The sequence below is a fragment of the Clostridium sp. UBA1056 genome (assembly GCA_002316385.1).
Taxonomy (GTDB): domain Bacteria; phylum Bacillota; class Clostridia; order Clostridiales; family Clostridiaceae; genus Clostridium_J.
Window position 1 is genome coordinate 12,797 of record DCDL01000037.1, and the last position, 23,747, is coordinate 36,543.

Annotated in this window: 24 protein-coding genes and 1 riboswitch; of the genes, 15 read left to right on the forward strand and 9 right to left on the reverse strand. The window is 29.3% G+C overall.

All coding sequences use genetic code 11. The features are described from left to right. Positions 1 to 46 precede the first annotated feature (46 nt). The 4 genes from B3W71_RS09785 to B3W71_RS09800 form a co-directional block, all read right to left on the reverse strand. A complete protein-coding gene (locus B3W71_RS09785; protein ID WP_346888750.1) occupies positions 47 to 979 on the reverse strand; it encodes a DUF4097 family beta strand repeat-containing protein in 933 nt (310 codons plus the stop codon). A 25-nt stretch (positions 980 to 1,004) separates the two neighbouring features. Beyond that, positions 1,005 to 1,721: a hypothetical protein gene (locus B3W71_RS09790; RefSeq protein ID WP_346888751.1), complete on the reverse strand. Its 717-nt coding sequence runs from the start codon at positions 1,719 to 1,721 to the stop codon at positions 1,005 to 1,007. A 9-nt stretch (positions 1,722 to 1,730) separates the two neighbouring features. Continuing rightward, on the reverse strand, positions 1,731 to 2,432 hold the full coding sequence (locus tag B3W71_RS09795) for an ABC transporter ATP-binding protein (RefSeq protein ID WP_346888809.1): 702 nt from the start codon (positions 2,430 to 2,432) through the stop codon (positions 1,731 to 1,733). Between the two features lie 68 nt (positions 2,433 to 2,500). Then, positions 2,501 to 2,866 carry a GntR family transcriptional regulator gene (locus B3W71_RS09800; RefSeq protein WP_346888752.1) on the reverse strand — a complete coding sequence of 122 codons (366 nt, stop codon included), beginning with the start codon at positions 2,864 to 2,866 and terminating at the stop codon, positions 2,501 to 2,503. Positions 2,867 to 3,250: 384 nt separating this feature from the next. Here B3W71_RS09800 and B3W71_RS09805 point away from each other — a divergent pair, with 384 nt between their 5' ends. From B3W71_RS09805 to B3W71_RS09845, 9 genes are all read left to right on the forward strand, one after another. Further along, on the forward strand, positions 3,251 to 5,665 hold the full coding sequence (locus B3W71_RS09805) for a PAS domain S-box protein (RefSeq protein WP_346888753.1): 2,415 nt from the start codon (positions 3,251 to 3,253) through the stop codon (positions 5,663 to 5,665). Positions 5,666 to 5,959: 294 nt separating this feature from the next. Then, positions 5,960 to 6,529, forward strand: a complete 570-nt coding sequence (locus tag B3W71_RS09810; RefSeq protein WP_346888754.1) for a TetR/AcrR family transcriptional regulator — start codon at positions 5,960 to 5,962, stop codon at positions 6,527 to 6,529. Positions 6,530 to 6,735: 206 nt separating this feature from the next. After that, a complete protein-coding gene (locus tag B3W71_RS09815; protein WP_346888755.1) occupies positions 6,736 to 9,453 on the forward strand; it encodes a YhgE/Pip domain-containing protein in 2,718 nt (905 codons plus the stop codon). Positions 9,454 to 9,522: 69 nt separating this feature from the next. Continuing rightward, positions 9,523 to 9,624, forward strand: a riboswitch (purine riboswitch). Between the two features lie 284 nt (positions 9,625 to 9,908). Further along, positions 9,909 to 11,255 carry a nucleobase:cation symporter-2 family protein gene (locus tag B3W71_RS09820; protein WP_346888756.1) on the forward strand — a complete coding sequence of 449 codons (1,347 nt, stop codon included), beginning with the start codon at positions 9,909 to 9,911 and terminating at the stop codon, positions 11,253 to 11,255. Then, positions 11,255 to 11,830 carry a xanthine phosphoribosyltransferase gene (locus B3W71_RS09825; RefSeq protein WP_346888757.1) on the forward strand — a complete coding sequence of 192 codons (576 nt, stop codon included), beginning with the start codon at positions 11,255 to 11,257 and terminating at the stop codon, positions 11,828 to 11,830. Before B3W71_RS09820 ends, B3W71_RS09825 begins: the two co-directional genes overlap by 1 nt. Before the next feature lie 321 nt (positions 11,831 to 12,151). After that, on the forward strand, positions 12,152 to 12,505 hold the full coding sequence (locus B3W71_RS09830; RefSeq protein WP_346888758.1) for a cupin domain-containing protein: 354 nt from the start codon (positions 12,152 to 12,154) through the stop codon (positions 12,503 to 12,505). A gap of 756 nt (positions 12,506 to 13,261) precedes the next feature. Beyond that, a complete protein-coding gene (locus B3W71_RS09835; RefSeq protein ID WP_346888759.1) occupies positions 13,262 to 13,525 on the forward strand; it encodes a hypothetical protein in 264 nt (87 codons plus the stop codon). A 76-nt stretch (positions 13,526 to 13,601) separates the two neighbouring features. After that, entirely contained in the window at positions 13,602 to 14,033 is a 432-nt protein-coding gene (locus B3W71_RS09840; RefSeq protein ID WP_346888760.1) for a hypothetical protein, read from the forward strand. A gap of 202 nt (positions 14,034 to 14,235) precedes the next feature. Then, the gene (locus B3W71_RS09845) at positions 14,236 to 14,637 is read left to right on the forward strand and encodes a hypothetical protein (RefSeq protein ID WP_346888761.1); all 402 of its coding nucleotides are present in this window, start codon (positions 14,236 to 14,238) and stop codon (positions 14,635 to 14,637) included. Between the two features lie 154 nt (positions 14,638 to 14,791). On the opposite strand, the gene B3W71_RS09850 is transcribed toward B3W71_RS09845, so the two are convergent. Continuing rightward, positions 14,792 to 15,442 carry a GTP pyrophosphokinase family protein gene (locus B3W71_RS09850; protein ID WP_346888762.1) on the reverse strand — a complete coding sequence of 217 codons (651 nt, stop codon included), beginning with the start codon at positions 15,440 to 15,442 and terminating at the stop codon, positions 14,792 to 14,794. A 116-nt stretch (positions 15,443 to 15,558) separates the two neighbouring features. Here B3W71_RS09850 and B3W71_RS09855 point away from each other — a divergent pair, with 116 nt between their 5' ends. Both B3W71_RS09855 and B3W71_RS09860 read left to right on the forward strand, forming a co-directional pair. Beyond that, on the forward strand, positions 15,559 to 16,092 hold the full coding sequence (locus B3W71_RS09855; RefSeq protein ID WP_346888763.1) for a dihydrofolate reductase family protein: 534 nt from the start codon (positions 15,559 to 15,561) through the stop codon (positions 16,090 to 16,092). 141 nt (positions 16,093 to 16,233) lie between these two features. Continuing rightward, positions 16,234 to 16,788, forward strand: coding sequence for a class I SAM-dependent methyltransferase (locus B3W71_RS09860; RefSeq protein ID WP_346888764.1), 555 nt, complete (start codon positions 16,234 to 16,236; stop codon positions 16,786 to 16,788). A 166-nt stretch (positions 16,789 to 16,954) separates the two neighbouring features. Here B3W71_RS09860 and B3W71_RS09865 read toward each other — a convergent pair whose 3' ends face one another. Continuing rightward, on the reverse strand, positions 16,955 to 17,692 hold the full coding sequence (locus tag B3W71_RS09865; protein ID WP_346888765.1) for an NAD-dependent protein deacylase: 738 nt from the start codon (positions 17,690 to 17,692) through the stop codon (positions 16,955 to 16,957). A 322-nt stretch (positions 17,693 to 18,014) separates the two neighbouring features. Between B3W71_RS09865 and B3W71_RS09870 the strand changes: the two genes are divergently transcribed. Together B3W71_RS09870 and B3W71_RS09875 are read left to right on the forward strand one after the other, a co-directional pair. Continuing rightward, a complete protein-coding gene (locus B3W71_RS09870; RefSeq protein WP_346888766.1) occupies positions 18,015 to 18,998 on the forward strand; it encodes an effector binding domain-containing protein in 984 nt (327 codons plus the stop codon). Positions 18,999 to 19,369: 371 nt separating this feature from the next. Then, the gene (locus B3W71_RS09875) at positions 19,370 to 20,173 is read left to right on the forward strand and encodes a GNAT family N-acetyltransferase (RefSeq protein WP_346888767.1); all 804 of its coding nucleotides are present in this window, start codon (positions 19,370 to 19,372) and stop codon (positions 20,171 to 20,173) included. Here B3W71_RS09875 and B3W71_RS09880 read toward each other — a convergent pair. Further along, the gene (locus tag B3W71_RS09880) at positions 20,123 to 20,674 is read right to left on the reverse strand and encodes a GNAT family N-acetyltransferase (RefSeq protein WP_346888768.1); all 552 of its coding nucleotides are present in this window, start codon (positions 20,672 to 20,674) and stop codon (positions 20,123 to 20,125) included. The genes B3W71_RS09875 and B3W71_RS09880 overlap by 51 nt on opposite strands. Before the next feature lie 368 nt (positions 20,675 to 21,042). Here B3W71_RS09880 and B3W71_RS09885 point away from each other — a divergent pair, with 368 nt between their 5' ends. Continuing rightward, a complete protein-coding gene (locus tag B3W71_RS09885) occupies positions 21,043 to 21,546 on the forward strand; it encodes a GNAT family N-acetyltransferase (RefSeq protein WP_346888769.1) in 504 nt (167 codons plus the stop codon). 203 nt (positions 21,547 to 21,749) lie between these two features. Further along, positions 21,750 to 22,109, forward strand: a complete 360-nt coding sequence (locus B3W71_RS09890) for a VOC family protein (protein ID WP_346888770.1) — start codon at positions 21,750 to 21,752, stop codon at positions 22,107 to 22,109. Positions 22,110 to 22,320: 211 nt separating this feature from the next. Here B3W71_RS09890 and B3W71_RS09895 read toward each other — a convergent pair whose 3' ends face one another. Together B3W71_RS09895 and B3W71_RS09900 are read right to left on the reverse strand one after the other, a co-directional pair. Further along, entirely contained in the window at positions 22,321 to 23,043 is a 723-nt protein-coding gene (locus B3W71_RS09895) for an amino acid ABC transporter ATP-binding protein (protein ID WP_346888810.1), read from the reverse strand. Continuing rightward, positions 23,030 to 23,710, reverse strand: a complete 681-nt coding sequence (locus B3W71_RS09900; RefSeq protein ID WP_346888771.1) for an amino acid ABC transporter permease — start codon at positions 23,708 to 23,710, stop codon at positions 23,030 to 23,032. Before B3W71_RS09900 ends, B3W71_RS09895 begins: the two co-directional genes overlap by 14 nt. Between the last annotated feature and the right edge of the window lie 37 nt (positions 23,711 to 23,747).

A 23,747-nucleotide genomic window follows, 5' to 3' on the forward strand; every position in this document is an offset into this window, starting at 1 on the left:
GTAATATATTTTGTGAAAGCCCCTTTATCTTTAAAATCTACATTGTCTAATTTACGGTTAAGTTACCTACACCTATATTTAAATCGAATGTATATATATCTTCACCAGAGGTCTTAGCATTTATATCTATACTTCCAATACCAGTAGAAGTTTTTATCTTTACAGGAGAGTTATTTGGAAGAGATATAACAGTTTCACCCATACCACCATCATAGTTTAAATTTCCGCCAACTTCAGCAAATTTTATAGAAAGATTACCTAAACCACCTTCAATATTCATATCACCACACTTGTTAGAAAGGTCTATATCCATATTACCAAAGCCTTGAGTAAGATCTAAACTCTTAAAAATAACATCCTTAAGCGTTAGGTTCCCAGCTCCACCATCAATATTTAATTTTGCTGTATTTATTCCATTAATGGAAACATTTCCAGCACCACAACTTAAATTTAGGTTCTTATTAAAGGATTTAGGAACATTGATAGTAACTTCTCTAAAGGAAGAATTATTCAATGCTTTAAAATTTGTAGCAGGATTTATACCATGTTCTTCGATATTAAGAGTATTTCCGCTTTTTTCAATGTCGGTTTTATTTACAAAGGAGCTAGATCCTTTGCATGTTATAGTAAAATCTGAACTGTCTACAGAGTTAATCGTTAGATTAGAGGCATAAATTAAAACATCTATATCCTCAATACCTTCCATAGGAATAGTTTTTGAAATATCCTCCTCATAAGTGGTTAAATCACCATTATTACTACCATTAAAGTTATCATATTTATTTACAATGTTCCCCAAATTATTCAAAAGATTATTTCCAAAATTGTTTCCAAAGTCATTAAAAAGCTTATCATTGTTAAGATTGATAGAATTACTATTTTTAGGTCTAGACTTAACACCAAACTCTACATTACAACCTGTAAGAAGAGTAGCTGAAAGAAATAGGATAGGAACTATAATAAAAAGTTTCTTCTTCATAAAAACACCTCTATTTAATAATTAATTAAACTATATCTAGTTTTTTGTCTATTCTATTAGCAGCAACTAATTGAAGTATAATTATAGCTAATGTATCTATAAGCACTGAGAATATATCTATTTCAATAGCTCCATATTTACCTATGGTCATATATACATAAGGTAAAAAATGTAATATTATATTAGCTATAAAGGAGTAAATAATATCTCCAACAATACAAACACCTATGACAGCTAATACACATAAAGAAGTGCTTCTAATATAGGAACCTAATATAGCAATTAATGCAGTTATAATCAAATATGCTATGGTAGTACCTACAGACACAGATAATGAAAGGAAAAAGACTATGGAAGATACACTACCTGAATTAACTATCACACCTAGATTTAAAATCATAACAATAAATAAATTCACTAAAACTAACTCTAGTAGGTTACCAAGGATAAAATCAATCCCTGAGATTGGTGTTAAAAATAAAAGTCGTCCATATTCTTTAGATAATTGCATAGAAAATATTATCATGTGAGATATAAAGTTCATAGTAAGAAGTATTGAAATAGCTGGTATTAAATCTAATCCAAGAGTATATTTTGATAAAAATGAACTAGATCCAAGAGCTAAAACTATAATGACTGCCTCTATTAAATACATTATTCTTAAGGTTCTAAAGGTATATTTTGATATACCTAAAATATTTTTTATTTTGATTGATTTACTTTTAGTTATTGTATTTTCCATAACATTCACCTACTCTGCAAATACCTTTCTATATATTTGGTCTATAGACGTACCATATTTGATACGTAACTCTTCAGCATCACCGCTTTCGATTATTGAACCTTCACCTAAAAATATTACATCATCAAAAAGTTGTTCAAGCTCTCCTACATAATGAGTTGTAATTATCATTGAGGCATTACTATCTAAATTATCTATAATTGCGTTAATTATCTTATCTCTACTTATGATATCCACTCCTGAAATAGGTTCATCTAAAATATATAAATTACAATCTCTACTTAGGGTTAGACTAAGAGCTACCTTTTCTAACATACCTTTAGATAATGCTTTTAGCTTGGCATCTGTTTGGATGTTCATGAATTTTAGTAAACTTAGGGCTTTATTTTCATTAAAATCATCAAAGAAATCCTTATAAAACTTAAGAGCATCATTAACTTTCATCCATTTAAAAAGATAGTCTTTTTCTTGAAGGTATGAAACAAATTCTTTAGTTTCTCTTCCAACAGATATACCTTTTATTCTTACATTTCCTAGAGTAGGTTTAAATAATCCAGATATAATATTTAAAAGAGTGGTTTTTCCTTGTCCGTTAGGTCCAAGAATTCCAAGGACTTTACCTTTTTTTAGTGTAAAGCTAATATCATTTAAAACATGCTTTGCACCAAAATTTTTTGATAGGTTAGCTATTTCTAATATATTATCAGTAATGGAACTTAAATTTGTGCTTTTTAATATTTCTTCTTCAGCTATTATGGAATTTACTTCATTATGCAAGGCTATTCCTCCTCATACATATTCATAATCAATTCTAAAATTTCTTCTTTAGAAAATCCCAAGGCCTTACTCTTATGGATAAAATCTTTTAATAATTCCTTAGAACATTCTTTTCTTAGGTTTTCTACTACAGCCTCATCTTCTGTTACAAATTTTCCAATACCTCTTTGAGTATTTATTAATCCTTCATTTTCAAGTTCAGAATAAACTCTTAATATAGTATTTGGGTTAACTTTGAGCTCACTGGCATAATCTCTAACAGACAATAATCGCTCCCCCTTTTGTAGTTCTCCAGAAACAATTTTCATTCTCATATAATTTTTTATCTGAATATATATAGGTTCCTTTGAGTTTAATTCTAACTCCATTTCATCACCTCATCTTATCAGTTATACTGTCTTAATTACATGATACACTGATACTGGCAAAAAAGTTAATAGCAAAAAACACCATATAAGCCGATTATAAGAAAATAGATATAATTAACTTTAATTTTCTTTAATTTATAAATGTTCACATAAAATTCGATGGATTTCTTACAAAATAATTGAATATACTACAAAATATGTTAGTACATATATTGTAATATATTAGCTAAAAATGTATAATTAAATGGTATGGATATATTAGCGAAATATTTACAGTACAATATTTAGAATAATGTACATATAAAATAAGGAATATTAAAATAATCTATAGCTTTACAATAATTATAACGCAATAGTATCAATGTTCAATAAAGGGGGGAGTTTATGGAACAGGTTTTTAATAGTTTAGATGAAATGATTCTTATAGTTGATAGTAAAGAAAAAATTCTATTTGCCAACTCTAAACTATTGAAAAGGTTTAGAATCAGCAAAGAAGAGGTAAATGGAGCTTGTATAAATACAATGCTACGTCAAGATACGAATATACTGAGTGAACTCATAAGTAATTTTGATAATAATAGGAGAGTATCTGAGTGCATTTTTTCTTTAGGAGAGCATGAAAAGATTTATTGTAATGTAATTATCAATAGGGAAATATGGTATGGAGAAGAAGCCTTTTTTATTACCATAAAAGAGAAAGAAAAGTATAGTAAAAGAGATTTGGAGACACTCTTAGATAGTTTACCATATGGTGTATGGATGAAAGATGCTTGTGGAAAATATATATATGCAAACACTACTCATGCAGAAACATTTGGAATTAAGAACGAAAGTATTATAGGTTATCATAATTTGGACTTTGTGGATGAAAGTCTTTGTGACTATTACAATAAGACAGATAGAGAAGTAATCATTAGTAAAAGACCAATACTAGATGAGAAATTAATTAATAAGCTAGATGGAGATAAGTGGTTTGAAACTTACAAGGGTCCTATATTAGATGAATGCGGAGAAGTAAAATATATAGTTGGTATTTCAAGAGATATAACCTTCAATAAAAAGGTTGAGTTAGAATTAGTAAATAGTCATAACCAATTAGGAACCTTAAATCACTTAGTAGTAAATAGTCATGAGGGTGATAATGGCTTGTTTGATAATTTAAAAGAAGAAATTATTGATAAACTAGGTGCAGATAATATGAGTATATGGACTTATGATGATAAAGAAAGTAAGTTATGTTGTGAATGTTATTTGGGAAAGAATAGCAAAGTAGTTGGTGAAAATACAGAAATTTCATTAGAATACAAAGATTTAGATTATTTTTTCGAGAATCCTAATAATGAAGGACTAAAAACTATAGAGGAAAGAAGAGACTTAATAAATAATGGCTTATTTCAAGCTGACGGAATAAGGTTTATAGGAGTTTACAAAATTGAGTTTAATAACAAAATTATCGGTGTCATGAATATTCTATATAGTGATATAGATGTTGAAAAGTTAAACAATGATGACTTTATAAAAACATTATGTAATCAGATTGCAGTATTAATAAGAAATGATAAATTATCTAAAGAAATTAAATTGGAACTTAAAAAACGGAGAGAAACTGAAAATGAATTACAATTATTTTTAGATACTGCTGTCGATCTTATGGTTATAATTGGTGATGATTATAAGTATAGAAAGGTAAACCATGGCTGGAAGAAGACCTTAGGATGGAGCGCGGAGGAGCTTTCAGATATGGATTGGACAGACATACTTCATTCTGATGATATAAAGCCAACAGAAGACTTTGTAGAAATATTAAAAAATGAAGATAGAATAATGACATTTAAAAATAGATATATATGCAAAAATGGAGACATAAAGTGGATTCAATGGCAAAGTAGATATTTAAAAAGTAGAAAAGTATCTATATGTACAGGAAAAGATATAACTAAACAACGACAGCTAGAAGAACAAAGAAAAAACTATGAGGAAGCTATTCAATTGGAACAAATTAAAAGTGAGTTTTTCTCAAATATATCACATGAATTTAAGACACCATTAAATATCATCCTCGCTACAATGCAACTTATAAATCATAATATAGAAAATAAACTTATTTATGCAGAAAAAGAAGTAGATTTAAAGCGATATATGAATTCTATCAAACAAAATTCCTATAGATTATTAAGACTGGTAAATAATTTAATAGATATAACAAAGATAGATGCAGGATACTACGAATTACAATTAGCGAATCATAATATTGTTAGTATAGTAGAGGACATTACTATCTCCGTAGCTCAATATATAGAAAATAAAGGTGTAGAATTGATATTTGATACAGAAATTGAAGAAGAGATAATTGCTTGTGATCCAGATAAGATTGAAAGAATAATGCTTAACCTACTATCTAACGCAATCAAATATACAAAAGCAGATGGTAAAATTGAAGTATACTTAGGTATTAAAGATAAAAAGGTCTTTGTATCAGTTCAAGATAATGGTGAAGGAATTAATGAGGAAAAGGTAAAGGTGATATTTGATAGATTTACTCAGGTTGATGATACTTTAGCTAGGAGATATGAAGGCAGTGGAATAGGACTATCACTAGTTAAATCTTTAATTGAAATGCATGGAGGAAGTATTGATGTAATAAGCCAGGTTGGTGAAGGAACCAAATTTACATTTTCCCTTCCAATAATGGTTTTAGAAGATGAGAACCAATATAAAAAGTCTTTACCGCACAAAAGTAATACCATAAGTTCAAAAGTAGAAAAGTGTAATATAGAGTTTTCAGATATATACAATTAGGCACATGAAAATAAATAATAGACCAAAGANNGTTAAAATCCTGTCATAGTGGCACTATGACAGGATTTTAACTACGCAGTATTCGTGGTAAATAGGCGAGAAAACTGATCTGTTATTTATTTGATAGTGCCTTAATAGTATGCATTGAAAATATTGTTGTAACTAATCATTTTAATTTATTGTTTAGTCAGTATACAGATAATGTGATATAATAATTTGCATAATATTAAAAAGAAAAATATAAATAATAAGGAGTTGTGTTGCTTCATGTCATATTAGATAGAAGCGTATATTATGAATAAGACTAGAAAAATTATTTTTGAGGCTGCAATAAAAATATTTTCAAGTAATGGTTATGAGAGTGCAACCATGGACGAAGTAGCAAGCAAAGCTGGAGTTGCAAAGGGAACCCTATACTATCACTTTAAAAGTAAAGAGGAACTGTTTTATTTCGTTGTACAATCAGGGATCGATTTAATAAGTGATGAAGTTTCAAAGGCAATGGAAAAGATTGATGATCCTGTAGAAAAGATGAAAGAAGCAGCAAGACTTCTACTTAAGTATGTATATACTAATAAAGATCTGTTTAGGGTAATAATGTCTCACATATGGGGAAATAAAGAACGTCATGAAGAAATAAGGAGTCAAATGAAAAGTCTAATAGATTTAACTTCAAAGACATTATCAGGAATTACAACCCATGGTAATATTAAGAATGATGATTCTGATATCCTAAGCTACTGCTTCATTGGAGTATTATTTTCATCTGCATTGTACGAAATTATAAATGAAAATAATTATGACCAAGATGAGGTAGTAGAAAAGTTTATAAGTTATATTAATTATGGTATAAGACTATCTTAAAAGTAAACATAAAAAATAAATAATCTGTAATTAAAGAAGAGTTTTCTAAGTTAAAAAAGTAACTAGCTTAGAAAATTCTTTTTTTATGTAATATTAAAAAATTGTGAATTTGAGGGAAAATTATATTTTTGTATTGACTGGCCAGTACAAAAGTAGTATATATTATATATTACTGTAAGTATAAAAAAATTAAAGAAGGTGGTAGCATGAATTTTCTAAAAATTGCGGGTAAGGATATTAAAAGCATTTTTAAGAACAGGTTCATAAGGATATCAGTTATTGCAATCATTGTAGTACCATTATTATACTCCTTGTTGTACTTAGATGCATTTTGGGATCCTTATGCACGAGTTAAGGACATGACCATAGCCGTAGTTAACGAAGATGGTGGTGCTTTACTTGACGGAAAGAAGGTAAACTATGGTGAAGACGTTGTAGAAAACCTAAAGAGTAATGGGGACGTTGGTTGGGAATTTACTAGCAATGAAAAAGCTGATGAGGGATTAGAAAATGAGGGGTATTATGCCAAATTTGTAATTCCTGAAGACTTTTCAAAAAACATTGTAGCTGCAAAAGATGGAAAGCCTCAAGTAGCAGATTTAAAGTTCGTATGTAACGAGAAGAAGAACTTTCTAGCGGCTCAAATTAACTCACAGGTTGAAAAAGTACTTAAAGAAGAAATTGTAAGTACAGTTTCAAATAACTATGTCACTGTTGCCTTTGATAGTCTATATAAGGCAAAGGATGGTTTGGTAAAAGCATCTGACGGAAGTAATGAACTTTACAAAGGAATTGGTCAACTAAATGACAAAGTACCGATGTTAGCTGAAGGTGCTAATAAGCTTGGAGACGGAGCAACACAATTAAAGGATGGACAAGGCGAACTTAATTCCGGAATAAAGTCAATAAACAATGGACTATCAGAAGTAAATAGTAAGGTTCCAGAGTTAGGCTCTGGAGTAGATAAGCTATATGGTGGTTCACAGGAATTGACAAATAAACTAGGAATTGCAGCATCTGGAGTAGATAAGTTATATGCTGGTTCACAGCAAGTGACAAATGGACTATCAGAAGCAAATAGTAAGGTTTCAAATTTGAGTCCTGGAGTAAATAAGTTATATGATGGTTCAGGTGCATTAACAGGAGGAAGTAAAGGCCTTTATAGTGCATTTAATACGAGAATTTATCCCAATGTAAATTTACTTAAAGATGGAGCTAATGAGCTAAATGGTAAATTAAAAGCTGGAGAGAGTAATGTAAAAGAATTAAAAGAAGGTGGAGAAAAATTAAAAGCTGCCAGTGATAATGTAGCATCATCATCATCAGGCATAAATAAAGGATATCAATCAGTTGTAGATGGAGTTGATAAGCTTATAGGTGGTGTTAATACATCTTCAGAAAAAATGAATGATATAGCTAAGGATATTGTAACAGCAGTTCAATCAAATCCTGAGGTAGCAAAAGACCCTAATATTCAAGATGCACTTGCAAAGATACAGGCTTTAAGTAAAGAAACTAGTGAAACACCAAAGAATATACAAGAATTACAAGCAGGAACTAAGGAATTTGGTAATAAACTAGGAGAATTTAATGGTGCTGTAAATGGGTACACTGGTAAGGTTAATGGCTTTGCAACAGGTACATTAGCTTTAATAGATAATGTGAATAAAGTTAGTGCAGGAGTAAGTGAAATTAGTGGAGGCTTAAATTCCTTAGAAGCTGGACTTAACGAAAATACTAAAGATTCCTTTGGAGCTGGATTAAAATCATTATCAGACAATATGTCTGGCTTAAATGCAGGCCTTGGAGAATTAAAAAGCAATATTCCAGCCTTAAGTGGTGGAATACAAGCTTTATATAATGGATCTAGCGAAATAAGTGGAGGCCTTGGAGCGTTAAGTAGCAATGTTCCAGGCGTAACTGGTGTAATGCAAGCTTTTCATAATGGATCTAGTGAAATAACTGGCGGTCTTGGAGAATTAAGAAGCAATGTTCCAACTTTAAGTGGTGGAATACAAGCTTTATATAATGGATCAAATCAGTTAGTTGAAGGATCAAATAAGTTAGTAGATGGACAAAATCAACTAAGTACAGGAGTAACAGAGTTAACAAATAAAGTACCAGAATTAGAAGATGGTGTAGATAAGCTATACAAAGGTTCTAATGAACTTGCAACTGGTTTAAAAGATGGTGCAGGTGAAATGAAAGCAGGACTTATAAATTCATCAGAAGAAATGGGTGACTTTGTATCAGCTCCAATAAATATGAAAAATGAACCTGTAAACCACGTACCTAATTATGGAACAGGTTTTGCACCATACTTTATATCCTTATCTTTATGGATAGGTGCAATAATGATGTTCTTCGTTATCTCAGCTAAAACTGATGATGACTTCGGTTTATCCAAATTTGATAAGGTTGTAGGTAAATACTTATCCTTTGGATTTATAGGTTTATTACAAGCAATACTTGTAAGTGTAGTTGTACTTGGACTAGGATTAAATCCAACAAGTACAGTAATGTATTTTACATCAATAATATTCTTATCACTAGTATTTATAGCAATAATTCAATGTTTAATCTCACTATTTGGAGATGCAGGAAGACTTTTAGGAATAGTATTATTAATACTTCAGCTAACAGCTTGTGCAGGTACATTCCCATTAGAAATAGTACCTAAATTCTTTAAAGTAATTAATCCATATATGCCATTTACTTATAGTGTGGAATTATTAAGAGAAGTTATCTCAGCTACTACAATTAACTACTCAGTAGTTGGAAAAGACTTCTTGATTCTTGGAGTTGTACTTCTTGTATTCTTAACAATATCTGTAGTATTTAAAGATGCAGGAGAAAATCTTCAAAATATAATTGAAGGAAGAAAAAATAAGTCAGTAGAAGATATTAGAGAAGAATCAATGTAGTGATAAATTATATCATTATAAAAATCTTAATAATGGCTAGTTGTAAATTACAAATGTTCGTGTTATAATGGCAATACAATTAGTAAAACTCGTATATAATCGGTAATATGGTCCGAAAGTTTCTACCTGCAAGCCGTAAATTTGCAGACTACGGGGAGTTGTATTTTGTTATAAACTATGAGCTCTATTTATAGTGATAAATCACAGCACCTCAATTTTTATTGAGGTGCTTTTAATTTTTCTTTAAACTTCTATATTTTTACAAATAGGAACTGTCTCTTTTATGAATTTTAAAGAAGAATTTAAGATAGAGATTATAATTTTACAAGTAAAATTTAATCATTCGAATGATATAAGATTGGTAATTTGCCTTTTTAAAGAGAGGTTACAACTTAATCAAGGGAAGTAGCTAAGCCTTAGATTAAATCAAAATAAAGTCTAAAGGAGATAGATTTATGAAAAATGAAGAACTATTAACTAATGATATTGAGTTAACCTATGGTGTAGATGATAATCCAAGTTTAGGCAAAAAGATATTATTTGGAATACAACATATATTTGCAGCTTTTGGAGGAATAGTAGTAGTACCTCTAGTTATAGCAAGTGCTTTAGGATTTGATCCAAAGATAACTACAGCATTAATAAGTGCGACAATTCTAGCATCTGGGATTGCAACTATAATTCAAGCTAAGGGCTTTGGAGCTATAGGTTCAAGAGTTGCTTGCATTATGGGAACAGATTTTACCTTTGTATCACCATCTATTTCAGTTGGAACTGTACTTGGACTTCCGGGAATAATTGGAGCTACTATTTTAGGAGCATTCTTTGAAATTATTTTAAGTTATTTTATTAAACCACTTATGAAAATATTCCCTCCAATAGTTACAGGAACAGTTGTATGTTTGATTGGATTAACATTATTACCAGTATCTATTGATTGGGCAGCAGGTGGAGTTGGGGCCGCAGATTATGGTAGTATAAAGAATTTATCCATAGCTATGTTTGTATTAATCTTCACTTTGATTTTAAATAGATATGGAAAAGGTATGGTTAGTAGTGCATCTATTTTAATTGGAATGGTAGCAGGATATGTACTTTGTATTCCTCTAGGACTTGTAGATTTCACAGCTATTAAGGAAGCTAGTTGGGTTTCCTTCCCAAAAATATTTGAATATGGAGTAACCTTTGATATGAAGGCACTAATTGCATTTATTCCAGCATATTTTGTAACTACTATAGAAACTGTTGGATGTCTTAAGGCCATTGGAGAAACTTCTCAAATAGAAATGGAAGAAAAGCGTGTAGGTGCTGGTGTATTAGCAGATGGTATAGGAAGCATGATAGGTGGTATAGTAGGCTCTTTCCCTAATACTACTTTTAGCCAAAATGTAGGATTAATATCTTTAACAAAGGTAGCAAGTAAGCATGTTGCAATTATGGCAGGAATAATTATGGTGATTTTAGGTTTCTTACCTAAGTTAGCAGGTCTAATAAGTGGAATACCACAGCCAGTTCTTGGTGGAGTTGGAGTAGTTATGTTTGGAACTGTTGCAGCAGCAGGAATAAAAACTTTAAGTAGAGTAAAATTAACTGAAAGAAATTTACTCATAATAGCAACATCTATAGCGTTAGGTCTTGGAGTTACCTTTAGACCAGATGTTATAGCTCAATTACCAGAAGGGTTAAAGATGATTTTCTCATCAGGAATATCTACAGGAACTATAACTGCTTTAATATTAAACTTAGTATTAAAGGAAGATAAAGTAGAAAAAATAGAGGTAGAAAGAAGTGAGGTGGCGTAATGAAAGCTTTAAAAGAACGTATATTAAAAGATGGAGTCGCATTAAATGAATCTGTATTAAAGGTAGATTCTTTCTTGAATCATGGAGTCGATCCTAAATTAATGAATGATATAGGAACAAGCTTTAAGGAGCATTTTGAAAATCATGGAATAACTAAAATATTTACTATTGAAAGTTCGGGTATTGCTCCTACAGTTATGACTGCTCTTCAAATGGAATTACCGATGGTAACACTAAAAAAGCAAACGTCTAAGATTCTAAATGGAGATGTATATCAAACTACAGTACATTCTTTTACTAAAACTGTAGATTATGAATTAACTTTATCAAAGAAATTTATATCACCAGAAGATAATATACTTATAATAGATGACTTTTTAGCCTATGGTGAGGCTGATCAAGGAGCTATAAGACTTGTTGAAGAAGCAGGAGCCAGGGTAGCTGGAATAGGAATAGTTATAGAGAAGTCTTTTCAACCAGGACGTAGATCTTTAGAAGATAAGGGTTATGAAGTATATTCATTAGCAAGAGTGAGTAAGCTTGGTAAAGGTGTAATAGAATTTGTGGAAGAGTAGTAAGAAAACTTAAAATTAAAATATATGATATTCTAATTTTAGCAATATCACAATACAATATCATAATATATGTTAAGAAATATAATATAAAATAGCTAGGTTGCATAAGCGTAACCTAGCTATAAAACTATCCAAATTTAATGCTTTTCAAATGATTATTAATTATAGTGTATTAAGAAATTGGTAGTAAGGATAAAAATGATTCTATATTAATTAACAAAAGATAAAATTATTTTTGTAATAAGTAAAAGAATAATTTTATAATTTATGAAGAAAATAAAAGAAAATTAATTTTTATAGTAATTGTATTGGAGGTCGTTAATGCCTATAATAGGAGTTATAAATAATATAAGTAAAGGAGTTTTGAAAATTATGTTAACATCAAATAGAAGAGCAGTAAATTTAGATAATATAGCAGCAGGAAGCCAAGTTTTAGCTAAGAATGAAAAGTTTAAGACTATGTGCTTTAACTTTCAAGAAGGTAGCGGGTTACCAAAGCATACTCACGATGGTAGTGCATCTATATTTATAGTTGAAGGTGCTGTTGATATGGAGTTTGTTGGTGAAGGTGGACTTGTTTTGAGACGTGGTGATTTCTTAACCTTTGATGCAAGGAAAGAGCATAATATAATTGCTAAGGAAACAAGTAAGGTAATTATAACTATTTCCCAGTAAGTAGATGCCTTATAAAGAGGGATAGTGTAAATTGAGGATTATAGGGCCATCGCAAAATCTAGATGATTTTGAGGTGGCTCTTTTCTATATTATATAAATGATTTAGAGTCTCAATATAAATTGAACATGCAATTAGGTACAAAAAATCATAAAACCAGCATGAATAGGGGAATTATTATATTATTTAGACAGTTTAATAGGAAAAAGTTATATATAAAACTATATAAAAAGTTAAAATTTTATATAGTTTTATAGGTAAAAAGTTTCATAGTTAACTTTTTAAAGGGGCTTCGCAAAATATATTACTAATCTTATATAAAATATTGAAGATGCACTTTAATATTATTGTTAGCGAATGCCATTTGAATAAGTAAGAATCTAAATATTTGATTTAGTTATTCGAACTTAGTTCTTCTAATTTATTAGAAGAACCTCTATGAATATTTTATTACNNAATGCTTTAGTAAATCAATATTCCGAAACGGCTGAGCGTTAATAATATAAGTGCTTATTCAATATTTATTTAGATTAGCTTATTTTGCTAAAGCCCCTTTGTATAGAACTATGTTAAGTGTAATAAGAAAGCTAATCTTATTCGTAAAGGTGTATGATTAGTACATATCTTATAAACCTATTTAGTGTTATCAACACTTAGGGGTTTATTAATTTTTCAAGATAAGTTAATAATTTTGTAATAATATTTAGTATGAATTAATACAATGAATAGATTGATAAAATTTACAAGGAGGATTTTGTATGAGTGTTGCTTCATTGGTATTGGGAATTTGTAGTATTGTATTTACTGTGATTTCATGGGGATGCTTATGGTGGCTGTCTCTAGTGCTAGGAGTTGTAGGTATAGTATTAGGATTTATAGACATGAAGAAGAAAAAAGAAGCAGGTGTAGCTCTTGGAATGGCTAAGGGTGGATTTATATGTTCTATAATAGGAATATGTATGGCTATTATATTTTTAATATTTATTATAGGCGTAGCATCATTAGGAGTAGCATTAGTATAAAATTATATTTGTAAAAGCATACCACGAAAAGATGTCTGTAAAGGCATCTTGTTTTTAATTATTAGGGGGTTACAAGGTGAAAAGCCAGGAGATAGTAAAAGAATATAATATTTTTAATGTGATTTTGATTATTTTAGTAATAGCAATGATATTTTTACCTTTTATATCGAGGATGGTTAATAAAATATTTCCAATTACATATGGATGTCTTTCCTATAGATTTTTAGGAAAAACTTGCCCTCTTTGTGGATTTACTAGAGACATAAAAAATATTATATCTGGTAATATTTTTGTACCTAAATTAAACTTGCTATCTGTACCAGCAGTTTTATTAGGTATATTTGAGATTTTATTTAGAATAAAAATTTTATCATCAAAGAAAAAGCTAATGGATAAAAGGATTAGAAATAAAATAATAAAATTTGATGTCATATATCATGCATTTACTTGTTTTTCTTTTATTATATATGGAGTTTTATTTTATGCTTTAGATTTATCACGATTATAAAAAATAAAAATAATTAAGGCATCTGAAAGTAAATAATAATTCAAAGATGGGAAGTATATTTTTTGAAGATGCCTAATCTAAGTTACAATAAAAGCCTAAATCAAGGCTATATTTATTTTGATGTTATTTTTTACTCAGTATAATAACTTTGTCCTTTGGAAAACTTAAAATATAGTTAAAATCCACTAAAAGGAGGGCAATTATGAATACAAAGATACCTTATCATAATTATATAGTTGTAACACCAAATGGAGATGTGCTAGGATTTGGAGAAGAGGATGATGCAAGAAAATATGTGGCAGGATATTATGTGGGAAAAATAGAGGAGTCATCAGATGATAGAAGCATGTTATATGTTGATTATTCAACAGATCCACTTCAGGCTTCAGTAGATATATGTACCGAATTAGGAGCTTATGAAGGAGATTGCATCATTTATGATTTAGATAGCTTTATAGAAAGTATTCAGAATTCTGGTATATTTGAAGAAGAAAAGGAAGAACTTATACTAAAGCTTATGCAAGAAAAAATAAATCTAAACATTAATGACTATCAAGTGGATAATCTTTTAAATGATGCTAAAGTAGTGCCTAATCGAGATTAATAATTTAGACAGAGTCTATAGACTTTTCTCACTAATAATTTAGATAAAAAAGTAGAGGACGAATTAAAATTTATTGTAATTAAAATAAAAACTAATTAATAAATTTAAAGCGTCCTCTATTTGTATTCTATTAAATTTAAGAATTTAAATGTGATTATGTTATAAGACGATTATGAGCCATAAGCATTTTTTCATCAAGGTCAGTTGTAATATTAGCACAGTTTAATAACATTTCACTAATATCATTAGGCATTTCACCACTATATTTATATCTTAATTTGTGTTCAAGGCTTGCCCAAGTATCCATTGAAACTGTTCTAAACTGGATCTCAACGGGAACATTTTCAACTTTTTTTGAAAAGAAAACAGGAATACTAACAACTAAATGAAGGCTACGATAGCCATTAGTTTTAGGAGATTTTATGTAATCACGTTCTTTAATAACAGTCAAATCATTTTGTGCCTTAATTGAGGCTGCAATCTCATAAACATCACTAAGGAATGAACAAATAACTCGAATTCCAGCAATATCAGTTAAGGTCTCAGCAGACTCAATAGAGAATTCTAGCCCTTTTCTTTGAAGTTTTTCAAGAACACTTTCAGGAGTTTTAAGTCTAGACTTCATATGTTCAATAGGATTATGGGAGTGAATGCTTTTATATTCATCATTAAGTGTTGCGAATTTTGCTTCAATTTCACGAAGAGCACAACGATATTTTAATGAGAGTGATCTAAAATCTTCAATATGACTGTCTAAGTTCGAAATATCTATATTTTTAAAATCTTTTAAAGGTAATTGTGTCATAATATATTCTCCTTTATGAATGAATTAAATCTTATATTAGTATAATATAAATAGTTTTTTTATTAAAGTAGATATAGAATTAATTTATATTAAATTTATATTAAAAGGAGATTAAAATGGAAAGAAAGATAGTTTTATACATAGCTATGAGCTTAGATGGATATATAGCAAGAAGTAATGGTGCAGTTGATTGGCTAAGTGGACAAGGTGAAGTATTAGAAATTGATAATGGATATGAAGAGTTTTATAGTACCATAGATACTGTTGTTATGGGGAGAATTACCTATGAGCAGGTAATTAATGAATTATCACCTAATATTTGGGTATATGAAGGGAAAAAGTGTTATGTATTTACTGAGAAAGAATATGAAGATAATGAAAAAGTAGAATTCACTTCAGAAAGTATTGTAGAGTTTGTATCAGATATAAAAGGTGGATTAGGAAAAGATATTTGGCTAGTTGGTGGAGGGAAGTTGATTCATGAATTTATAAATAAAAATCTTATAGATAAGTATATTATTACAATAATCCCAACTATCCTAGGAGAGGGGATTCCTCTATTTATCAAAGAGAATTCAGAAATTAAGCTTAAACTAATTGAAAATAAAAATATAGATGGAATGGTTGAACTTACATACGTTAGAAGATAATATTAAATATCTTGATAATTCTTAAGATATTTATAAGAAATTTTTTAATTGTTTTTAGATATTCTTAAGAAATTCCCTATAAATTTCTTAATTATTTTTAAATATAATTAGTCTATAATTATATTTAAGGAGTTGCTTATAGTGAAATTTATAAAGGAATTTTTAAAAAATCCAAGAAACGTTGGAGCTATTGCACCCAGTAGTAAATATCTTTCGAATAAAATAGTAGAAAATATAAATTTTAGAGATTGTAAGTGCATAGTAGAGTATGGGGCAGGTACAGGAATATTTACTGAAAAAGTGATAAATAGAAAGAGTGAAGATACTCTTTTATTAGTATTTGAGAGTAATATAATTTTCTATAAAGAATTGTATTATAGATATATAAATAAAAAAAATGTTAAAATAATAAATGATGGAGCTGAAAATATAAAAATATATCTGGAAAAATATAATATTTTAGAAGTGGACTATATTATATCTGGATTACCATTTACATCGTTACCATTAAATATATCTCAAAACATATTAGAAAACACAAAAAGAGTATTAAAAGAAAATGGATTATTTATTACATTTCAATATTCGATGATAAAAAGAAATTTTTTTATGCATTACTTTCCTAATATAGACGTTGATAAGGTAATGCTAAATGTACCACCTGCATATATATTGAAATGTAGTCAAGGAGTATAAATTTATATGATAAGGATAAAGAAATAGATAAAGTGAAATTTAACCTACATATTTTAATAAATCAAATTATTAGATAACATACTTTGTTTTTAATAAGAAAGCATAGTTTCATTACTAGGCTTTTTTAGCATTACAGTAGAAGGTAGTCAAGATGACTACCTTTATTTTATAAAAGATTAACTGCTTCACCTAAAACTTTACCAATGGAATCATTAATAACTAAATCAACTTTAGAATCAGCAGAAGTAGAGCTTTTATTTATAAGAACTAAATACTTACCTCTAAAATAATCTATTAATCCAGCAGCTGGATAAACAACTAGAGAAGTACCACCAATAATTAGAGTATCAGCATTAGCTATAGTATCTATAGAACCTCTAATAACATCATCATCTAGACCTTCTTCATAAAGAACAACATCGGGTTTAACACTTCCACCACATTTAGTGCAAGTAGGTACTCCCTTTGATTCTAAGATAAAGTTAGCATCATAAAAAGCATGACATTTGGTGCAATAATTTCTATGAACAGATCCATGAAGTTCAAATACATTTTTAGAACCAGCAGCTTGGTGTAGTCCATCAATATTTTGAGTAATAACGGCTTTAAGTTTACCCATTTCTTCAAGTTTAGCTAAAGCAATATGTGCACCATTAGGCTTAGCTTCAGGATAAATCAATTTAGCTTTATAAAAGCTAAAAAATTCTTCAGGGTATCGCATATAAAAACTATGAGATACAAGTTGCTCTGGAGTAAAATTAATTTTTAATTTTTCGTTCCATAAACCATTTGAACTTCTAAAATCTGGAATTCCTGATTCGGTGGATACTCCTGCACCACCAAAGAATACTATGTTATTGCTATTTCTTAAAATGTGTGTTAGTTTTTCTATTTCAGTACTCATAAGTGAACCTCCTCTAATCGTTGATTTGGAAAGGGGAACTTATCCATAGGCATGAAACGTTATCGGATAAAATTATTTCCAAATTATATTTGATATTCTTATTATGGCATAAATAAATGGAAAAATAAAATAATTATTAAGACATATATTGTAAACAAAAGATTGTCCATGATATAGTAAGAATAATATAAAAGTAGATAAATAGAAATCTATAGTTTAGTGTAAATACATAGTATTTAAATAATTCATAAAAAATCTTTTAAAGATATTTACTTTGACGTTGTGTCGTACTTTATAATGATTTTAGAGAGGAGGGGAATATATGAATCTTATGACAATCAGCGAGGTTACAAAGACTTTTAATGTTTCCACAAGAATGCTTAGATACTATGATGAAATTGGACTATTACCTAGCATTCGGAAGAAGGATTACGCATATCGTGTGTATGACGAGTCTGCTGTAAGACGTCTGCAACAGATTATTACACTGCGAAAACTACGTATCCCTTTGAAAAAGATTGCCTTGATTTTGAATGATACTGAGCAGATTAAAATTGTGGAGGTATTTCAAGAAAATATGAATAAGCTTGATAATGAGATATCAGCACTTCAAACCATACGTGATATTTTGAGTATGTTTATTACACGATTGAACAAAGAGTCACATACTCATGTAAAACTAGACCTTCTAGACGACGCTGAAGTCATGAGTGTCATACAAACGCTCAGCCTTTCAAAAGTCAATTTTAAGGAGGAACGATTAATGGAAGAACTAAATGAGGCAAATGAGATATTGGAAAAAATAAAAAGTGTTCGTATTGTTTTATTACCACCATGTACTGTGGCTTCGTATCATTTTATTGGAGAGAATCCTGAAGAAACCGTTGGGGTTGTAGTGGACAAATTTATTCGTGAGAGCAAGTTGTACGAAAAGATGCCTAATGCAAGAATGTTTGGATTTAATAATCCAAATCCATCATCAAATAGATCATATCATGGATATGAGGATTGGGTAACAATTCCAGATGGCTTAGAAGTACCTGCACCTCTTGTTAAAAAGAAATTTGAGGGAGGACTGTATGCAGCCCATACCATAGAATTTCCAAACTTTCAAGAATGGGAGTTACTGATAAAATGGGCAAATAAAAACGAAAAGTATGTTCCTAATTACAGTGAGCAAGGGGAAGAAATTATGGGGGGGTGTTTGGAAGAACACTTGAACTGGATTTATTCCTCTCATATGGGGTGGCCTGAAAATGGGATAGATGGTCACATTGACTTACTTTTACCTATTAAATTAAAATAGAATTCACTCTTCGCTTAAAAGATATACTTAAGTCTTAACATTTATATTTATAAATGATAGGGTGCCTATAATAATTAGGCACTTTTTATTTTATTAAAATAGGGACTTTGTGTCTTGAATCAGCTGAAACACCAGCACCTACAAAGAATACTATGTTGTTACTCTCTTTTTAAATGTGTGCTAGTTTTTCTATTTCAGTACTCATAAAATCATATCCAAGCAATATTTAATAAGTTTATTACACAAATAAGTAGAAAAATAAAATATACATTATTAATTGATTCATTCTCAATGCCTTGATAAAAATGGTATAATAGTTAATAATGCTGATAGGAAAATGTTGAATCTAATAGTAAAGGATGGAAGATAATATGTATGAATATAATAATTGTAGCAGAGAGTTTGCTAAAAAATTTGAGGTAGAAACAAGTTGTATTTACTATTTATCTGTATTATCTGATGAGATGGTTGGGAAAGTTTGGTGTGATTCTATAATTGAGCCATCAATGTTACTTATTTGGAGTGAGTATCAAGCGGGATTTCAATTTATGGGTAAGCCATTAATGGTTAATCAGTATAATGACTTTAAAGAATTTATGTCAAAAACAATAAAACCATTTTTAGAGAGTAGAGAAATTGAAGAGTTTGAATATGCAACAGACACTGAGGAATTATCTGAAATGATATGTAACATATATTCTAATAATGAAATATCCTTTTCATTACAATATGAATATGAGCTACAATGCAGAAAAGTAGTTGAAATAAATAACATACAGTTTTTTATTGAAAGAATAGATAGAGATTTTTTTTATAACAATTATGAGAATAGTGAATATGTAAAAAATGAAATCAATATTTCTTGGGGATGTTATGAAAAATATTTAAATAAAGCTTATGGATATGCGGCTATATATGATAATAAAATTATAGGAAGAGCAATAATTATTGGTACTTATGATGATAAGGATAATATTACTGTTGATACTTTAGTAGATTTTCGTAGAAAAGGTATTGCGATTTCTTTAGTGGAGAATGTCCTAAGAGAAACAGAGATTCGAGGTAGAAATGCTATATGGGATTGTACCGAAGATAATATTGCATCACAAAAAACAGCAGAAAAATTAGGATTTCATGTTTGTAGAAAATATAAAGTCGGTTATTTTAAGATATAAGTAAGACGGATGGTTTAATCCTGTTGGAGCATAAAACTCATCCCCTATGTAATGGAAGCCTAATTTAGAGAGGAGCTTTCCAGAAGTTGTATTGTTAGGGTTGTGACCAGCAAATATATTACTAGCATTTAAAACATCAAATGCATATGTAATAACGATTTTTGCTCCTCTTGATGCTATACCTTGCCCCCAATACTTGCATTTAATATGAAAACCAATTTCATATATACGATTTTCTAAATCATAAGGGCGAAGTCCACAACAGCCTATTAAATCTTCCGTTGTAATATCAAAGATGGGCCAATATTGAACGCCAAACTTACAGTCCATATCAATCTCTTTTGCTAATCGGATTTTAATGTCTTGTTCTGTAAATACTCCAGTGGAACATATATACTTTGTCACATTTCTATCACCCCACAAGGAGCGTGCCAATTCGATGTCGTCTTTTTCCCATTTAGAGAATCCAATGTTCTCTGATTCTAAAAAATATTTTCTCACAGTTAAATCACCATCTTCCGTTATATATTTACTCTCAATTCTTTAATTTTCATGTAGATAAAGTATTATTGAGGTTTAATCCATAAAGTTAATTCATTGCTAAAGATGCTATAACCAGCTTTTATATAATTATATCATTTCAATGAGAGAAAGTAATGTAAAAGGAATAGAGTTTATATTATAATTTGAAGAATAAACAGGGTATATCTTCTCATTTGTTATGGCTATAGTGGAAATAGATAATTATCTGTTTCAAAAAAAATGTTGGGTCAGTAGATTTTAAAAGAAGTGAAAGAAGGACAATCTTAAATTCTAGCAAGGATAAAGAAAAGTTATTTTATTATAGATATAAAATAAGGAGAAAGATAGTGAATGAATTAAAATTAAGAAAAGCTAATATAAAAGATTTAAGTAATGTTATTGAAGTAGTTAAAACTGCAATAGAAGAAATGAATAAAAATGATATTTTACAGTGGGATGACTTATATCCTAATAAAGATATATTGATGCAAGATATTTTAAAGAATCAAATGTTTTTAGGAGAAATTGATTCTAAAATAGCATCTATTTTTGTGTTAAATCAAGAATATGATGAAGAATATAACAATATGAATTGGCAATATAAAGATATGTCTTTTTTTATTATACATAGATTATGTGTTAATCCGAAGTTTCAGAATCAAAGGATTGGCACTAAGACTATGCTTCTAATTGAAGAGTTATTAAGAAGTGAAGGTATTGAAACTATTAGATTAGATGCTTTTTCATTAAATCCCTTTGCTTTGAAAATGTATGAGAAATTAGGATACACTAAGGTAGGAGAAGTAAATTGGCGAAAAGGTCTTTTTTATTTATATGAAAAAAAGATATAGGAAAAGTTAAATTAGGCGTATGAGCATAATAGTTTATAATATAGTCTAGTACTAGTTTTAAATTTTATGTTATACTAATTTGGATAGAGTAGATTGAGTAATTAGATAAACAACTTACATAAAAGTAAGTGGAATATTATTATAAGATGAAAATATATTTTGTATGGTAGTTGGTATAAAATTGATAAAGTGAGGTAGTATTTATGAATTTAGAAATGGTCACAATAGCAGTAACAGACTTAGAAAAATCAGCAAAATTTTATAAAGAAATTTTAGAATTAAAAGAGATGCAAAGAATAGATACTCCAGAGGGAATACACATTGTTTTCTTAAAGGATGAAGAGTCTGTAATTATTGAATTAATAGAATATCCAAAGAGCTTTACAGAAGTAGAAAAAGCTAATAGCTCAAATATTTCTATTGTATTTAATGTGAATGACTTTAATGAGTCTGTAAGAAAACTAGAAGAACAAAACATAGAAATAATCAATGGACCTATGGAAAAGTATGTCTTCATAGGTGATCCAAATGGTGTTAAAATTGGAGTTAGACAAAGAAATTAAAAGATATCTTAACTTTCAAAGGTTAGTTCAACATCTTGATAGTTAGATATTACATTACTACGAAATTATAAATAATAAGAGTAATATAAATAACCAGTAATTTACCCTTAAAGTAAAGTTACTGGTTATTTTAATGTGATTTATATGCTAAGAATAATTAGATCATATATTAAACTACTCTATAAAAATTTATTAAGAATTTTTACTATCCTTATAAAACCTTAGATAAGAAATCTATGGTTCTATGATTTTTAGGATTTCCAAAGAGTTCATCTGGGGTACCTTCTTCTAGAATTTTTCCTTCATCCATAAATAAGATTCTATCTCCAACTTCTCTTGCAAAGCCCATTTCATGAGTAACTACCACCATGGTCATGCCTTCTTTAGCTAATTCCTTCATAACATTCAAAACTTCTCCAACCATTTCAGGGTCTAAAGCAGAGGTAGGTTCATCAAATAACATTACATCTGGATTCATGGCTAAAGCTCTAGCTATGGCAATTCTTTGCTTTTGTCCACCAGATAAGGAATTAGGGTAGGAATTGGCTTTATCAGTTAATCCTACCATTTTTAAAAGAGATAGGGCTTTTTCGTTGGCTGATTCTGATTTTTCACCTTTTACTTTAATAGGAGCTATGGTTATATTTTCTAATACTGATTTATGTGGAAATAGATTAAACTGTTGAAATACCATTCCCATTTTTTCTCTTAATTTATTTATGTTAGCCTTCTTATCAGTAATACTTTTTCCTTCAAATATAATTTCTCCTGAAGTAGGATTTTCAAGAAGGTTAAGACAGCGTAAGAAAGTAGACTTACCAGAACCAGAAGGGCCAATAATTACAACAACTTCTCCCTTTTTAATATGTTCATCTATGCCTTTTAGAACTTCTATTTCTCCAAAGTTTTTCTTTAAATTTTTAACGTGAATCATTTCCTTTAAGTCTCCTTTCCACATAAGCCATTAATCTTCCTAGAGTAAATGTAAGGATAAAGTAGCAGATAGCTGCTACAATTAGAGGTTCAAAACTTCTATAGGTAGCACCTGTAACTAGCTTAGCACCATAGGTTATCTCAGCAACGCCAATAGCTGATGCCATAGAAGATTCTTTTATTATAGCAACAAATTCATTACCTATAGCAGGTAAAATGTTTCTTATGGCTTGAGGTAAAATAATATGTTGCATTGCCATTCTTTGATTCATACCTAGACTTCTTGCAGCTTCTAATTGCCCTTTATCTATTGCATCAATTCCACTTCTTATTATTTCTGCTACATAGGCTCCGGAGTTAATAGAGAGTGCTATTACACAAGCTACTACAGGAGTAAGCTTAAGTCCGAAGGAGGTTGTACCAAAATATACTATAAAAATTTGTAGTAGTAGCGGTGTTCCTCTTATAAATTCTATATAAACAGAAGCTATAACCTTAGGAATAGGTATTTTTAATACAGATACCTTGGATCTTTTCATAAAGCAAAGAAGAGTTCCAAGGATTACTCCAAATATAACTGACAGTATTGCTACTATTAAAGTCCACTGAATACCCTCTAGAAATACTGGATAATATTTTTCTATAAATTTAAAACTTAAATTAGACATAGCTTCCTCCTTTGTAGTTAGGCATCTGAAAATAAAT